At 68.7% G+C, this 15692-nt stretch carries 14 protein-coding genes; 6 read left to right on the top strand and 8 right to left on the bottom strand.

Annotation, left to right across the window (positions count from 1 at the left end; genetic code table 11):
• Position 1: 1 nt before the first annotated feature.
• Together ACZY1G_RS01580 and ACZY1G_RS01575 are read right to left on the bottom strand one after the other, a co-directional pair.
• The gene (locus ACZY1G_RS01580; RefSeq protein ID WP_463821417.1) at positions 2-1420 is read right to left on the bottom strand and encodes a WS/DGAT/MGAT family O-acyltransferase; all 1419 of its coding nucleotides are present in this window, start codon (positions 1418-1420) and stop codon (positions 2-4) included.
• 27 nt (positions 1421-1447) lie between these two features.
• Positions 1448-2671: an alpha/beta fold hydrolase gene (locus tag ACZY1G_RS01575; protein WP_463813279.1), complete on the bottom strand. Its 1224-nt coding sequence runs from the start codon at positions 2669-2671 to the stop codon at positions 1448-1450.
• 149 nt (positions 2672-2820) lie between these two features.
• Here ACZY1G_RS01575 and ACZY1G_RS01570 point away from each other — a divergent pair, with 149 nt between their 5' ends.
• Complete coding sequence (locus ACZY1G_RS01570) at positions 2821-3750, top strand: alpha/beta hydrolase (protein ID WP_463813278.1); 930 nt, start codon at positions 2821-2823, stop codon at positions 3748-3750.
• On the opposite strand, the gene ACZY1G_RS01565 is transcribed toward ACZY1G_RS01570, so the two are convergent.
• Entirely contained in the window at positions 3731-4741 is a 1011-nt protein-coding gene (locus ACZY1G_RS01565) for a MaoC family dehydratase (protein WP_463821416.1), read from the bottom strand. The genes ACZY1G_RS01570 and ACZY1G_RS01565 overlap by 20 nt on opposite strands.
• A 47-nt stretch (positions 4742-4788) precedes the next feature.
• On the opposite strand from ACZY1G_RS01565, the gene ACZY1G_RS01560 reads away from it, so the two are divergent.
• Both ACZY1G_RS01560 and ACZY1G_RS01555 read left to right on the top strand, forming a co-directional pair.
• Positions 4789-5964 carry an acyl-CoA dehydrogenase family protein gene (locus ACZY1G_RS01560; RefSeq protein ID WP_463813275.1) on the top strand — a complete coding sequence of 392 codons (1176 nt, stop codon included), beginning with the start codon at positions 4789-4791 and terminating at the stop codon, positions 5962-5964.
• Positions 5965-6693, top strand: a complete 729-nt coding sequence (locus ACZY1G_RS01555) for a GntR family transcriptional regulator (protein ID WP_463821415.1) — start codon at positions 5965-5967, stop codon at positions 6691-6693.
• Here ACZY1G_RS01555 and ACZY1G_RS01550 read toward each other — a convergent pair.
• Positions 6671-7525 carry a helix-turn-helix domain-containing protein gene (locus ACZY1G_RS01550; protein WP_463821414.1) on the bottom strand — a complete coding sequence of 285 codons (855 nt, stop codon included), beginning with the start codon at positions 7523-7525 and terminating at the stop codon, positions 6671-6673. The genes ACZY1G_RS01555 and ACZY1G_RS01550 overlap by 23 nt on opposite strands.
• An 85-nt stretch (positions 7526-7610) precedes the next feature.
• Between ACZY1G_RS01550 and ACZY1G_RS01545 the strand changes: the two genes are divergently transcribed.
• The gene (locus ACZY1G_RS01545; RefSeq protein WP_463813271.1) at positions 7611-8339 is read left to right on the top strand and encodes an SDR family oxidoreductase; all 729 of its coding nucleotides are present in this window, start codon (positions 7611-7613) and stop codon (positions 8337-8339) included.
• Position 8340: 1 nt separating this feature from the next.
• On the opposite strand, the gene fadD4 is transcribed toward ACZY1G_RS01545, so the two are convergent.
• From fadD4 to ACZY1G_RS01525, 4 genes are all read right to left on the bottom strand, one after another.
• Positions 8341-9861 (bottom strand): fatty-acid--CoA ligase FadD4, encoded by a 1521-nt coding sequence (gene fadD4 / locus ACZY1G_RS01540; protein WP_463821413.1) that lies wholly within the window; start codon positions 9859-9861, stop codon positions 8341-8343.
• 99 nt (positions 9862-9960) lie between these two features.
• A complete protein-coding gene (locus tag ACZY1G_RS01535; RefSeq protein ID WP_463813269.1) occupies positions 9961-11790 on the bottom strand; it encodes a phosphoenolpyruvate carboxykinase (GTP) in 1830 nt (609 codons plus the stop codon).
• Positions 11791-11976: 186 nt separating this feature from the next.
• Positions 11977-13086, bottom strand: coding sequence for a hypothetical protein (locus tag ACZY1G_RS01530; RefSeq protein WP_463821412.1), 1110 nt, complete (start codon positions 13084-13086; stop codon positions 11977-11979).
• Complete coding sequence (locus ACZY1G_RS01525) at positions 13079-14044, bottom strand: hypothetical protein (RefSeq protein WP_463821411.1); 966 nt, start codon at positions 14042-14044, stop codon at positions 13079-13081. Before ACZY1G_RS01525 ends, ACZY1G_RS01530 begins: the two co-directional genes overlap by 8 nt.
• A 158-nt stretch (positions 14045-14202) precedes the next feature.
• Here ACZY1G_RS01525 and trmB point away from each other — a divergent pair, with 158 nt between their 5' ends.
• Together trmB and ACZY1G_RS01515 are read left to right on the top strand one after the other, a co-directional pair.
• Entirely contained in the window at positions 14203-14982 is a 780-nt protein-coding gene (gene trmB, locus ACZY1G_RS01520; RefSeq protein ID WP_463821410.1) for a tRNA (guanosine(46)-N7)-methyltransferase TrmB, read from the top strand.
• Positions 14979-15662, top strand: coding sequence for an NYN domain-containing protein (locus ACZY1G_RS01515; protein WP_463813265.1), 684 nt, complete (start codon positions 14979-14981; stop codon positions 15660-15662). The genes trmB and ACZY1G_RS01515 overlap by 4 nt, the downstream gene beginning before the upstream one ends.
• Positions 15663-15692 lie beyond the last annotated feature (30 nt).

The following is a 15692-nucleotide window of genomic DNA, read 5'->3' as shown; positions in this document are numbered from 1 at the left end:
GCTACGGAGCCAGCGCGGTGTCGATCTCCGTCAGCGGTTCGGAAAGCCCTGCGGCACGGCGGATCTCGAGGAGAGCCTCGACCATCGCGTCGGTCAGCTCGTGGGGGTCCTCGAGCGTCTTACCGTCGGCGAGCACCGAGATGTTGAGCTGGTCGACATAGCTCCACACCGTGATGTTCAGCCCGCTGCCCGCGGTGAGCGGTCCGACCGAATAGAGCCCCGTCACCTCCGCGCCACCCACCTTCGCACGCTCTCGCGGCCCGGGCACGTTCGAGATCGGCAGGTTCATCACCTTGTTCTGGCCGTCTTTGGCCGACAGCCACCGGAACATCGCCTCCGCGGGCGCCGGCGGGAAGTACGCCGACCACTGGCTCACCAGCTCGGGCCCCAGCAGCGTGTTGCTCTCCTTGCCGACGGCCGCGGACTCGTGGGCGGCGCGCACCCGTTCCAATGGATCCTCGATCTCGACGGGCAGGCTGACCAGAACGCCGGTGAAGTAGTTGCCCGAGATCCGGTCCGGGGAGAAGTCGAAGCTCACCGGCACCGACGCCAGCAGCGGGTGGTCGGCATGACCGTCGTAGCGCAGCAACAACTCTCGCAGAGCACCCGCTGACATCGACAACACCATGTCGTTGATCGTGACCCCGAGGTGCTTGGCGGTCTCCTTGACGTCTGCAAGTGCCACCGTCGCCGTCGCGAACCGACGCGTCGCATCGAGCATGTGGTTCATGAACGTCGGCGGCGGCGTGAACGGCCGAGTCAGTTCGGGCGACAACTTGTGCTGACTCTGCCGGACCCGGCGCACCCCCTGCGCGGTGTAACCGACCACCGACGGGAACCGCCTGATCTGGCGAAGGTGATCGGCGAACGCCGAGCGCACCAACTCGCCGCGGGTGGGTGCCGGATCGGTGGCGTACGAATCGCGATCGACCTGCGGCCCCTCCTGCAGATCCATGCCCCGCGCCAGCAGATTCGCCGACGCCACGCCATCGGCCAGCGCGTGATGGATCTTTCCCAGCACCGCGATTCGTCCCTCGGCCAGACCCTCGATCAGATACATCTCCCACAGCGGTCGGCTGCGATCCAGCGGAGTGCTGGCCAGCTTTCCCACCATCTCGTCGAGCTGGCGGCGGCCGCCGGGAGCGTCCACGCGGCAGGAGCGCACGTGGTAGTCGAGATCGACCTCGGCGTTTTCCCGCCACATCGGGTGGTGGAACTTGAAGGGGATGTCGATAAGTTCATAGCGAAAAGGATCGAGCTTGTAGAGCCGGCCGTGAATGACGGTGCGCAGTTCCTCCACACCGAAACGAGCCCCGCCAAGACCGGCGAGATCGATGATCGCCAGCTTCAGCGTGTGCATGTGGACGTTGGGCGTCTCGCTGTACAGAAGAACAGCGTCCCACCCGCGAAGCCTCTTCACAGTCTCGACACCTCTCCTTCGAGGTGTCTATATAACCTCTTTGGCCCCGATGAGGCTGCGATTTCGATGAATGTGGTTGAGGAACAAGCCGATTGCCGTTGCAGCCGCACCGGTGCGGGCACCGTCGGTCATGTCGAAGCCGTGCCCGGCACCGGGCAACTCCACGTAGCTGACCACCGACCGCGACACCTCCTTCAGCCGGTCGACGAAGCTGCGGGCCTGCGCGACCGGGATGACGCTGTCCCCGGTGCCGTGCATGACCAGGAAGGGCGGTGCGTCGGCGTGCACGCGGGCGATCGGTGACGCCTTGCGGAAGATGTCGGGATGCTTGGTTATCGAGCGACGCACGACGATCCGCTCGAGGAAGTCGACGAAGCGGACGCGCTCGACCGTGGACTTGTCCTCCCAGTCGTAACGGCCGTAGATGCCGACCACCGCGTCGACCGAGGTGTCCGACCCGTCGGGCAGCTCGCACTGCATCTCGGGGTCGTTGGCTGTCAGCCCCGCCAGCGCCGCGAGGTGCCCGCCGGCCGAGGTGCCCGCGATGGTCACGAAATCGCGGTCCCCACCGAATTTGTCGACGTTGGCCCGGGCCCACGCGATCGCCGTCTTGACATCGGTCAGGTGCGCGGGCCAGGGGTTGTGCGGCGCGACGCGATAGTCGATGGACAAACAGACCCAGCCTTTTTCGGCCAGGTGGGACATCAACGCGTAGCCCTGCAGCATCCGGCTGCCGTGTACCCATGCCCCACCCGGGACGAAGATGAGCACCGGGGCGGGCTGCGCCGGCAGGTCGTCGCGGCGCCACACGTCGAGGAGCTGGGTCGGCCGGGGGCCGTAGCGCACCGAGGTCCGGTGCACATTGCGCCGGTGCTCCCGCATCTTCCACACCGGCGGCGTGCGCTCGGCCGCCGGCCACTCGATGTCGAGGTCCTTGGCCGACACCACGGTGCGCAGCGCCGCCTGGGTCACCTCGTTGGTGCAGTCGCGCTCGCGCTGCTTCAGTTCCGCGTCGTTCGGCGTGAGGAGGCTCTTGACCGTGGCATTGAGGAAGTCGGGGGCGTGGCGGGCACCCCAGATGCCGGCAGCGGTGAGGGCGCCCAGCGGCTCGAGGTGCTTGCCGATCACCGGCAGGGACGCGCTCGCGACACTGGCGGCCAGCAGGTAGTCACCGGGGCCCGCCTTCAGCAACCACTGCAAACGCGTGGTCAAAGTGGGCCCGGGATACCGGATATCCGGCCGTTCGGTCATGGCGCTACCGTACCCCCGCCCCGCCCCCACAAACGGACAATCCGTCCATGGTTGTCTACTGTTTTCCGGCTGTGGTCGACCTGTGCCGTTTTCGGCGCCGAAATGGCAGGTCAGGGGCGGTGCGAGCGAGCACTGCGCATACTGAACGGATGGCCCGCTCCAAGTCCGTCGTCGATTTCCATCCTGAGCTGCGCCGCAGCGCCCGTCTGCTGCCCAAGCAGATGATCACACCGGTGACGCTGCCCTTCGTGCGGGCGGCGTCCCGCCTGATGTGGCGTTCCGCTCCGACGGACGTCGAGGTACTCACCCTGGGCTCCGGCGTGTCGGTCCGGCTGCACCGGCCGGCCGGCGCCTCCTCCCCCGGCCCGGCACTGCTGTGGATCCACGGCGGCGGGTACGTCATCGGCGACGCCGCCCAGGACGACGACCTGTGCCGCCGCTTCGCGCAGACACTCGGCGCGACCGTCGCCGCGGTGAATTACCGCCTGGCACCGGAACATCCGTATCCGGTGCCGCTCGAGGACTGCTATGCCACGCTCTCCTGGTTGACCGAACTGCCGAGCGTCGACCCGGCTCGGGTCGCGATCGGCGGCGCCAGCGCCGGCGGGGGGTTGGCCGCCGCGCTGGCCTTCCTCGCCCGCGATCGCGGCGAGATCCCCGTGGTGGCACAGCTTCTCGTGTACCCGATGCTCGACGACCGCACGGTGGGGCGCGCCGAGCTGGACAACCCCGGGCATCGGCTCTGGAACCAGACGAGCAACCGCTTCGGCTGGCAGGCCTATCTGCGCGACGCCGATCCCGACGTGGCCGTTCCCGCCCGGCGCACCGATCTGGCCGGACTGCCTCCGGCGTGGATCGGCGTCGGCACGCTGGACCTGTTCCACGACGAAGATCTGGCCTACGCGCAGCGGCTGAAAGACGCCGGGGTGCCGTGCGAGGTGACGGTGGTGCCGGGCGCGTTCCACGGCTTCGACGGAATCGCGCCGAAAGCCGATGTCTCGCAGTCGTTCTTCGCCAGCCAGTGCGAGCTGCTGCGGGGCGCCTACACGGGCGCCGGATCTACAGCATCAGGCCGGTGAACACCCAGTCGAGGACGGCGCGGTCAGCCCCGTCTCCAGTGCCGCCCTCGGTGGCGGCGTAGACGATCGAGCGCAAGCGCACCGCCGTGCCCCTGCCGTCGGCGCGCGGCTGCGCCGTCTCGATCGTGAGATCGCTGTAGAGAGTGTCGCCTTCGCTCACCGGCGCCGTGTGCTGGCAGGACTCCCACCCCTCGACGGCGACCAGATTCGGGAGCAGACGCGTGGCCTGCGCCAGCGCCAGTCCGATCGTGTGCCCGCCGTACACCAACCGCTTCCCCGATACCCGCGAATCATGGTGCGTCGCAGCGATGTTGAGTGTCAATCGGGCCAGCTCGGGCGCACTGCTCACCACGTCGGCCGTGCTGCGCAGCACGGTTCCGGCCACCGGTTCGACACCGGAGCCGGGGACCCGGGCCCGGAACGCGTCCACATCCCAGTCAGCCACCGGATCGGCCGGGTGAGCCTGCCCTGCGCCGATCGCGTCCATGTCATCGCGGTGTCCGGTGTCGACGTCCTCGCCGCGGAGCGGCAGCATCGCGCAGCGGTGGAAGTCGAGGACCAGCCGTCCCGCGCCGTCCGTCGTCGTCATACGCAGCGCGGCGAGGCCGGTGGCGGCACGACCGGGCCTGGCTGAGTTCTGCTTCAGGCCAACGACTTCCGTTCGGGTGGACAGCGTGTCACCGATGACCGGGAAACGGTGGAAGGTCAGCCCGCGGTAGAACAGGTTGGCCATCACCCGCTGTGTGACCAGCGTGGACTGGCCGATCGCCACATCGCAGACCAGCGCGGGATGGGCGAGCGGTGCGGCCGCACCCGTCACGGCAGCGAAGAGCTCTGCGTCCAACGGCAGGCGCATCCGGTCGCCGAGGATCGCCTGGTGGGTTGCCGCCGCACCGGACGTCAGCGTCATCGACGGGGCGGTGTCGAAGACCTGACCGACGTGCAGATCGTCGAAGAAGGGCCCGCCGGATATTTGGCCGTACAAATTCACAGCCTGTATGCTGGCAGTTCTCGGCTAGGTGTGTCAACATCTTCCTTATGGCCGTACATATGCTGGATGACGACGAGGCGATGCTGGTCGATACGGTGCGGGTGTTCGTCGATCGTGAGGTGCGGCCCTCGGTGCGGGAGATGGAGCACGCCAACACCTATCCCGAGGCGTGGATCGAGGCGATGAAGCAGATCGGGATCTACGGGCTGGCCGTGCCCGAGGAATACGGCGGTACCCCGGTCTCGACACGCTGCTATGTGTTGGTGACCCAGGAGCTGGCCCGCGGCTGGATGAGTCTGGCCGGGGCGATGGGCGGACACACCGTGGTCGCCAAACTGATCGCCCTCTTCGGCACCGACGAGCAAAAACAGACCTATCTGCCGGCGATGGCCACCGGGGAGTTGCGGGCCACCATGGCGCTGACCGAACCCGGCGGCGGCTCCGACCTGCAGAACATGACCACCACCGCCCGCCCCGACGGCGACGACCTCGTCATCACCGGCGCCAAAACCTGGATCTCCAACGCCCGACGCTCCGGACTGATCGCCCTGCTGTGCAAAACCGACCCCCACGCCACACCCCGCCACACCGGCATCTCCATCCTGCTCGTGCAGAACCCCACCCCCGGGCTCACGGTGTCACGCGATCTGCCCAAACTGGGCTACAAAGGCGTCGAATCCTGCGAACTGTCCTTCGACACCTGCCGCGTCCCGGCCACCGCCATCCTCGGCGCACACCCCGGCCACGGGTTCACCCAGATGATGAAAGGCCTCGAAACCGGCCGCATCCAAGTCGCCGCCCGCGCCCTCGGCGTGGCCACCGCCGCGCTCGAGGACGCCCTGTCCTACGCCCAAGAGCGCGAAAGCTTCGGGGTGCCCATCTGGAAACACCAAGCCATCGGCCACTACCTCGCCGACATGGCCACCAAACTCACCGCCGCCCGCCACCTCACCCTCCACGCCGCCGACTGCTACGACGCCGCTGCTGACAACCCAGGCGAGCGCGCCGACATGGAAGCCGGGATGGCCAAACTATTCGCCTCCGAAACCGCCATGGACATCGCGCTCAACGCCGTCCGCATCCACGGCGGCTACGGCTACTCCACCGAGTACGACGTCGAACGCTACTTCCGCGACGCCCCCCTCATGATCGTCGGCGAAGGCACCAACGAAATCCAACGCAACGTCATCGCCGCACAACTAGTCGCCCGCGGCAGCATCTAGATGAAACCCCCACCTGCCTACCAGGTGCTGCGCGAGCAGCTCCGCGCCGAGATCCGCGGTGGCCGGTACGCCGACGGCGCGCGGTTGCCGACGGAGTCGGAACTGGCTGAGCACCATGGTCTCTCGCGCCAGACGGTGCGACGCGCATTCCAGGATCTGGTCGCCGAGGGGATGGTGTACCGGGTCCCCGGTCGGGGCACCTATGCCGGTGGGGACGGCAGCCGCTACCTGCGCCGGCTCGGATCCATCGACGACCTGATGAGCCTGTCCGACGACACGACGATGGAAGTTCTCGACGGATTGCGCCGGCGGGTCGACATCGACGCGGCCAGCCGCCTGCGGCTCGACGGCGACATCGTCCACACCGTCGTCTTCCGCCGCATCCACGACGGTGTCCCGTTCGGCCACACCGTCGTTCACCTTCCCCCCGAGGTGGCGACGATGGTCACTGCGTCGGCCGACCTGCGCACCGGGGCACAGAGCAGGCACACCGTGATCGGACTCCTCGAACCACACCTGAGCAGCCCCATCGCCGAAGCGGCACAGTCGATCACCGTTGCCGCCGCGGACGACCGCTCCGCCGCGGCGGTCCGATGCGCGACGGGCCATCCGATGCTGCGGGTGGACCGGCTCTACCGCGACACCGACGGGCACGCCGTCGAACTGTCGGTCAGCCACTTCCTGCCCGAGCAGTACACCTACCGGATCACCCTGCACCGCTCGGGGTAGCCCTAGACGCCGCCCTCGACGCCGCCCTCGACGCCTCGGTGGCCCCCAGCAGCGTCAGCGCATCGGCACTGGGCGAGCCCGGATCGGCGTCGTAGACGATCAGCTCCTGACCGGGCGCCGAACGTACGTCGAACGTCTGCATGTTGAGCGTCACCAGCCCCACCTCAGGGTGACGGAAGCTCTTGCGATTCAGACACTTCCGTCGCGCATCTCGACGCTCCCAGAGCGTGCGGAAATCGTCACCGGCCAGCAGCTCGGTGAGGACAGACCGCGCGCGCGGGTCGTCAGGTGCCGAGCCGTAGGCCATGCGGAAGCCCGCGACCGCGTCCGCGGCGACCTCGTTCCAGTCCGCGTAGAAGGCCCGCGCCCGCGGGTCGTTGAACACCAACAGCATGAGGTTGCCGACCGCACCCAGCTCGCCGAACAATGCGGCGGCCAACCGATTGGCGGCCAGGATGTCGTAGGCCCGGTTGTAGACCAGCGCGGGGTTGTCCGGCCACGCCTCCATCAACCTCAGCAGGCCCGGATCGACACGTTCGGCGACGGGGCCGCGCTGCGTTCGCGGAGTCAGCCCGGCCAGCATGAACAGGTGCGCCCGGCCGTCGTCGTCCAGGCGCAGAGCCGCCGCCAGAGCATCGATGACCTGGACCGACGGAGACCGCTCCCGGCCCTGCTCGAGCCGTCCGTAGTAGTCCACACTGACTCCGGCCAGCAGCGCCACTTCTTCGCGGCGCAGACCGGGGACACGACGGGTGCCCGTGCTGGTCAGCCCGACGTCACCGGGGCGCAGCACGGCACGCCGGCTCCTCAGGTACTCGCCGAGCTCGGTCATCGGGTCCAGCGTAGGAAATCCGCTGCCGCCAGGCAGGGTGTACCGCACCCTGGCTGTGGACCGATCCGGCGATGAAGCTCGTGTCATGAACGATTCGAAGATCATCATCGTCACCGGAGCCAGCAGCGGGATCGGCGAGGCTGTCGCCGAAAGGCTTGCCGCCGAAGGCCATCACGTCGTCGCCGGCGCTCGCCGGACCGACCGGCTCGAGGCCCTGGCAGAGCGCATCACGGGGCGCGGCGGCAGCATCGAGGTTCGCCCGCTCGACGTCACCGATCGCGCGGCGATGACCGCGTTCGTCGACCAGACCGTCGCCTCCCACGGACGGGTGGACGTGATCGTCAACAACGCCGGGGTCATGCCGCTGTCGCGCCTCGACGCACTGCTGGTCGACCAGTGGGACATGATGATCGACGTCAATGTGCGCGGCCTGCTCCACGGAATCGCCGCGACCCTGCCGCATTTCCAGCGTCAAGGCGCCGGCCACTTCATCACCGTCGCCTCCATCGGCGCGCACGAGGTGGTGCCCACCGGGGCCGTCTACTGCGCCACCAAATACGCGGCGTGGGCGATCACCGAGGGGTTGCGTCTCGAGGTGGACCCTTCGATCCGGGTGACGACGGTGTCCCCCGGCGTCGTCGAGTCCGAACTGGCCGACACCATCACCGATTCCACCGCGGCTGCAGCCATGAAAGACTATCGGGCGGCAGCGATACCGCCGGATTCGATCGCCCGCGCCATCGCCTATGCCGTCGGCGAGCCGGCCGAGGTGGACGTCAACGAGATGATCATCCGGCCGGCGCGGCAGCGCTGAGTCAGCTGTACTTCGCGATCAGCTCCTGCTTGTACAGCTTGCCGGTATCGGTGCGCGGAAGCTGCGCCTCGAAGGACAGCGATCGCGGGCACTTGTAGTGCGCCAACCGATCCCGCAGCCACGCGATCAGTTCGCCGGCGAAGTCGTCGGTGGCGTCGGCGGGGTCGACGGTCTGCACGACGGCCTTCACCTGCTGGCCCATCTCGTCGTCGGGAATCCCGAAGACGGCCGCGTCCATCACCTTCGGATGGGTGACGAGAAGGTTCTCGGCTTCCTGGGGGTAGATGTTCACGCCACCGGAAATGATCATGTGGTGCCGGCGGTCGGTGAGGTACAGGAAGCCGTCGTCGTCGAGATATCCGATGTCGCCCACCGTCTTCCAGCCGCGCGGATCCCGGGACTTCTCGGTCTTGTCGGGATCGTTGAGGTACTCGAAGTCGTTGCCGCCCTCGAAATAGATCTCGCCCGGCGCTCCGGGCGGGAGCTCCTTGCCGTCCTCGTCGAGAATGTGAACGACACCGGCCATCGGCTTGCCGACCGACCCCGGATGCGTCAACCAGTCCTCGGCGAAGATCAGCGTGGAACCGTGCGCCTCCGAAGACGCGTAGTACTCGTCGACGATCGGCCCCCACCAGTCGATCATCTGCTTCTTGATGTCCACAGGACACGGCGCGGCGGCGTGCATCACGCGCTGCAGGCTGGACACGTCATAGGAGGCGCGCACTTCCTCGGGCAGCTTGAGCATCCGGGTGAACATGACCGGCACGAACTGACCGTGCGTGACCTTGTGCGTGGCGATCGCGTCCAACGCGCCCTCGGCGTCGAACTTCTCCATCACCACCGTCGTGATGCCGCCGGCTTGGGTCTGCATCGACCACACCGACGGAGCGGTGTGATACAGCGGTGCGGGGCTGAGATAGACGGCGTCGGGGTGCATCCAGAACTGCACCAGGGCCGCCATCAGACCCGGCGCCTCCGACGGCGGGACGTGCGGCAGCGCGCGCTTGATGCCTTTCGGACGACCGGTGGTGCCCGACGAATACTGCAGGAGGTCACCCTCGATCTCGTCGTCGATCGGTGTATCGGGCTGTCCGGCAACGCATTCCGGATAGCTCTGCCAGCCGTCGAGGGTGGCGTCGGCGATGAGGCGCACCGACGGCAGTCCATTCGGCAACTCGGCCACCAGCCCGGCGAGAGTGTCGGCGAGTTTGCCCGACCCGACGATCGCCTTGGCCGAGCTGTTGTCGATGATGTAAGCCGCCTCCGCGGCGGTCAGGTGGGTGTTGATGGGGACGTAGTACAGCCCGGCGCGGCGCGCGGCCCACATGACCGCGTGCATGTGCTGGTTGTTCTCCATCACGATGGCGACCGCATCGCCCTCGACCAGACCAGCCTCGCGAAACAGGTGCGCCAGCCGGTTGGCCCGGGCCTCGAGCTCGCCGAACGTCACCACCGCTCCGGACGGATACATGATGATCGCGGGCTTGTCAGGAGTGGCAACAGCGGTGTCGCGGATCTGCATGGACAGAGGATACGTCGACTTAGTTGACAGGTGTCAAGCAGGCAGTCGGCGCGTGCTCGCGGCGCACTTGGGAGCGCCGGGAGAAGGCGACGGACCTGCCTACTCGGCTTCGGAGAGGCGGGTCTTCAGCGCGTCGAACTCGTCCTTGATGCCCGTCGGCAGCTTCTCGCCGACGAAGGAGAACCACTCCTCGATCAGCGGCAGCTCCTTGCGCCACTCCTCGGGCTTGACCTGCAACGCCTCGTCGACGTCAGCGGCCGACACGTCCAGCCCGTCGAGGTCGAGATCCTGGGCCGTCGGCACGATGCCGATCGGGGTGCTCTTGCCGTCGGCCTGGTGCTCGATGCGCTCGATGGCCCACTTGAGCACGCGGCTGTTCTCCCCGAAGCCCGGCCACAGGAAGCGGCCGTCGGCGCCGCGACGGAACCAGTTGACGAAGAACACCTTCGGAAGCTTGGACTCGTCGGCTTCCTTGCCGATGTTGATCCAGTGCTGGAAGTAGTCGCCGACGTTGTAGCCCAGGAACGGCAGCATCGCCATCGGGTCGCGGCGCACGGTGCCGACCTTGCCCTCGGCGGCAGCGGTCTGCTCGGAGCCGAGCGTGGCGCCGATGAACACGCCGTGCTGCCAGTCGCGGGCCTCGGTGATCAGCGGCACCGTGGTCTTGCGGCGGCCGCCGAACAGGATCGCCGAGATCGGCACACCCTGCGGGTCGTCCCACTCGGGTGCCAGCGTCGGGCACTGCGAGATCGGCGTGCAGTAGCGCGAATTCGGATGGGCCGCTTTGGTTTCCGTCTCCCGGAGGATGTAGTCGTTGCCCTTCCAGTCGATCAGGTGGTCGGGCTCGCCCTCGAGGCCCTCCCACCACACGTCACCGTCATCGGTCTTGGCGACGTTGGTGAAGACGGTGTTGCCCGCCGCGATCGTCTTCATCGCGTTCGGGTTGGAGTCCCAGTTGGTGCCCGGTGCGACGCCGAAGAACCCGAACTCGGGGTTGGTGGCGTAGAGCCGGCCGTCCTTGCCGAAGCGCATCCACGCGATGTCGTCGCCGACGGTCTCGGCGCGCCAGCCCGGGATGGTGGGCTGCAGCATCGCGAGGTTGGTCTTACCGCACGCCGACGGGAACGCCGCGGCGATGTAGTACGCCTTGTTCTCCGGCGAGATCAGCTTGAGGATCAGCATGTGCTCGGCGAGCCAGCCCTCGTCGTGCGCCATCGCCGAGGCGATGCGCAGCGAGTAGCACTTCTTGCCCAGCAGCGCGTTGCCGCCGTAGCCCGAGCCGTAGCTCCAGATCTCGCGGGTCTCGGGGAAGTGGGTGATGTACTTCGTGTCGTTGCACGGCCACGGCACGTCCTCCTGGCCCGGCTCCAGCGGCGCACCGATCGAGTGCAGCGCCTTGACGAAGAAGCCGTCGTCACCCATCTTCTCCAGCGCCGCCGCGCCCATCCGGGTCATCGTCCGCATCGAGACCACGACGTACTCGCTGTCAGTGATCTCCACACCGAGCTTGGGGTCCTCGGCGTCAATCGGTCCCATGCAGAAGGGCACCACCCACATGGTGCGGCCACGCATGCTGCCGCGGTACAGCGGAGTCATCAGCTCCCGCATCTCGGCGGGGTCCATCCAGTTGTTGGTGGGCCCGGCGTCGATCTCCCGCTCGCTGCAGATGAACGTCCGCGACTCCACGCGCGCCACGTCCGACGGGTCCGAGAGCGCCAGGTAGGAGTTCGGCTTCTTCTCGGGGTTCAGCTTCTGGAAGGTGCCGGCCGCGACGAGCTGATCGCACAGGCGCTGGTACTCCTCCTCGGAGCCGTCCGCCCATGCGACGCGGTCGGGCTGTGTCAGCTCGGCGATCTCCCGAACCCAGGCGAGCAGCCCCTCGTGCTTCGTGGGTGCGGAATCCAGTCCCGGAATGGTCGCTGCGGTCATTGGCTAGTCGTCTCCTGCACTGTTCCTGCGCGTTGGCCTGGTGAACCCCGAATGAAAACTTGTGGAGGAACGTACGCCGTCGCCACCGACCTGTCCGAGGTCTTGACAAACCACCGCCGACCCTCCTGACCTTCGAGGTTAACGCGGGTGACATACCCGAGGAAATCCAGGATCATGTCCGATCACTCACAGGAACGATTCAGAAGAGGTCATTCTCGGCACGGGGCGGCCAGCTACCGCTCGGTAACCACGAAATCCGTCGTGTCCGGCGTCCACGAGGGCACCCGGGGAGCTCTCGAGAGCGACCAATCGGACCGCCACGGCATCCTCCAATTCGACACGCAACGCCGCGACGGCATCGCCCGCCCAGCGCTCCCATCGCGCGCGATCCTGGAGAAGCCCCCGGGCCCGCACCACCCACGCCGTGAGCGCCACACCGGCCAGCCCGCCCGCCGCGGCCGCCCAGCCCGGCCCCGTCGTCACCGTCGCGGTCAGCCGGGCCACCGCCAGCGCCGCCCCGACGCCGAAGCCCGCGCCCAGCACGATCATCAGCTGGGTTTCCAGCCGACGTCCGACAGGCGGCGGCAGCGTCGGCGGACGCCACGACGGCAGGGAGGGTTGGGTCCCGGTCTTCGCCTCCAGCGTCGTCTCGACGTCGGCGCGTACCGCCGCGGACCGATCACGGACACGGACCTGAACCTCAGCGCCGCTGCGCATCGTCGACACCTCCGCGAGCAGGTCGGCACGCGCCGCGATGCAGTGGTGCCGCACCGCCGACGTCAGCTCGAACCGCAGCTGGTGCAGCTGCTGGCGCCAGCGCGCCTGCTCGGCCCGCTGCGCCTCCCGGGAGCGTGCGGCATTGCGCCGGGCCAGCGTCGGATCGGCCAGGTGCGCCGTGAGCGTGGCCGCCAGGTCATCCAGACGTGGTGGCCCGAGCCGCGGCGCTGCAGCGGCCGCCACCCAGCTGGCGCCGGGCACCCGGGTCTCGTTGACGGTCAGCACCCGCCGCCAGCCGCGGTGGTCGTCGATCTTGTTCACGACGGCGACGACGGCGTCGGTGTGCGCGGTGACCGCTGCGGCCCGCACGCTCTCGGCAGAGGTCATCGGCGCGGTGGCCGACACCACCCACACCACGGCGACGGGCACCTGACCGGGCAGCAGCTCACGTGCCTCGACGAACCGGCGGTCGGGCATCCGCGTCCGGAGGCCGTCGGCGACGCTCGTCACCCCGGCCCGTGCGGCCCCGGCGACCAACACCGCGTCGACCCGGATGTCGACGCGCACCGGCTCAGCCACCGCACGCCTCGACCAGCCGCAGGCTGCCGCGGGTGATGTCGGCGGCACAGCGCCGGTGCAGCGGGTCGAGCGGACCGCGTGACAGGTGATAAAAGCGCAGGGCCCGGCGGGTGTGGGCGCCGACGTCGTCGCCGCGATCCACCGTCGCGCCGGAGGCCTCCACGACGTCGACGGCCGCCGTCATCACCGCAAAGACGGCGTCGTCACCGTCCAGATGCGCCGCGAGCCGCTCGTCGCCCCGGTCGGCGGCGAGCACCCGCAGCATGTGGACCGCCGTCAGGCAGCGCCGGTAGCGGACCCTCGTGGTGGCCCGGTCGATCGCGGAGCGCACGGCGTCGGCGCCGCCGAGCGCCCGCAGCCGCGCGGTCACCTCGGCCGGGGCCGCCCCGTCCGACACGGCGAGGATCGCGTGCGCCAGCCCGAAGCGGTCCAGCCGGTCCATCAGATCCCGGCGCACGTCGGCGGGCAACGGGTGCGGGCAGGCCGAGAACGCATCCACGGTGGAGACGTCGGCCGGTGTCGCCACCAGCGCCCGCAGCGCGGTGACGTCGTCTTCATCGATCCGCACACCGCCCAGCAGCGCGACCATCGGAATCACCGGGCAGCGCAGAAGCGTCTCGAGCTCGGCGGCCACGGCCTGCGCGGCCCGCAACGGACCACCCGCGTCGGCTCCGCCCAGGTCGGCCTTGTTCAGTACCACCACCGTCGAGTCCGTCACGCCCGCGCGGTCCTCCTCGGTCACCGTCTCGGCGACGACGAGAACGTCGACGTCCGCGGTGTCCCCCGGCGCCCCGACCGGGACGCCCAGCGCCCCGGCCACCGTCCTGCAGCCCACCCCGGCGCGTCCCCGCACAGCTACGCTGACAGGCGCACGCAACAGTCGCTCGACGGCGGCGACGTCGGGATCGGGTTCGGCGGCGGCCATGGCGGCCACCACATCGGCCAGCTGACCCGGCATCCCCCCGCCCCCTCCGGCAGACCCCCGCCCGCCTGTCAGGTGATCGTGACATCCGAATAGGCCTGCTCGACGCACCAATTCCGCGCGGGCCGGCGCATACCAGCCGAAGGCAACTGTTGGGTATCAATCTGTAACACGATGCAGGGAGTGAGTCCGCGATGAGCGACGATGGATCGATGCGAATGCCAGGTCCCAGCGACGTCGAGCACGACATCGACGGGGACGTGGACAGGGACATTGCGCAGGCCGTCCATCACCCCCGCAGGGTCACCAGCTTCCGCGCCCGCCGATCCACCATCTCCGATCGCCAACAGGCCGTCTGGGAGGACCGCTGGCCCGAGCTGGGTCTGCTGGCCCGCACCGGTGACGACCCCCCGGCGCCGCTGGACACCGATGCCTGGTTCGGCAGGCACGCCCCGCTGGTGCTGGAGATCGGCTGCGGGACCGGCACGTCGACGCTGGCGATGGCCCAGTCCGAGCCCGACCTCGACGTGATCGCCGTCGAGGTCTACAAACGCGGACTGGCCCAGCTGCTGTCCGCCATCGACCGCGAGGGCGTCGGCAACATCCGGCTGATCCGCGGCGACGGCGTCGACGTTCTCACCCACATGCTCGCGCCCGGCTCGCTGACCGGGGTGCGCGTCTTCTTCCCCGATCCGTGGCCCAAGGCCCGTCACCACAAGCGCCGGCTGCTGCAGCCCGACACCGTCGCGCTCATCGCCGACCGGCTACGTCCCGGCGGCGTCCTCCACGCCGCCACCGACCACCAGGGCTATGCCGAGCAGATCGCCGAGGTCGGCGACGCCGAACCGCGGTTGACGCGGATCGAGCTCGACGCGACCGGCCTGCCCATCTCGGTAGATCGCCCCGAGACCAAATACGAGCGCAAAGCGCTGGCCGGACCGATCGTCACCGAGCTGCTGTGGGCGAAGTCATGAGCCTGACCAGCGACGTCGCCGATCACATCGCCGGCGAGGACGGCACCGCGGCCGCACCCTCACGGGTGCTGCTCGTCTGGGACGCCCCCAACCTCGACATGGGACTGGGCGGGATCCTCGGCGGCCGGCCGACCGCCGCGCACCGGCCCCGCTTCGACGCGCTGGGCCGCTGGCTGTTGGCCCGTACCGCCGACCTGTCGACCCAGAACCCGGTGGGGTCGCCCCTGGAGCCCGAGGCCACGGTGTTCACCAACATCGCACCGGGCAGCGCCGACGTCGTCCGGCCGTGGGTCGAGGCACTGCGCAACGTCGGGTTCGCGGTCTTCGCCAAACCCAAGATCGACGAGGACAGCGACGTCGACTCCGACATGCTCGCGCACATCGAACTGCGCCGCAGTGAGGGGCTGGCCGGCCTGATCGTGGCGTCCGCGGACGGCCAGGCGTTCCGCCTCCCGCTGGAAGACATCGCCCGTGACGGGGTCGCCGTCCAGGTTCTCGGATTTCGCGAACATGCCAGTTGGGCGTTAGCGTCGGATACCTTGGAGTTCGTCGATCTGGAGGACATCCCTGGTGTCTTCCGGGAGCCGCTACCGCGAATCGGGCTCGATTCGCTGCCAGAGCAGGGCGCGTGGCTGCAGCCATTCAGGCCGCTGTCCTCACTGTTGGCGTCTCGTGTCTAGAACAGTGGGAAAGCCCGGTCGCGATGCGCG

The organism is Mycobacterium sp. IDUB_5 (genome assembly GCF_055419565.1).
The sequence above is the reverse complement of the archived record's forward strand: the minus strand, read 5'-3'. Positions and strand labels throughout refer to the sequence as shown.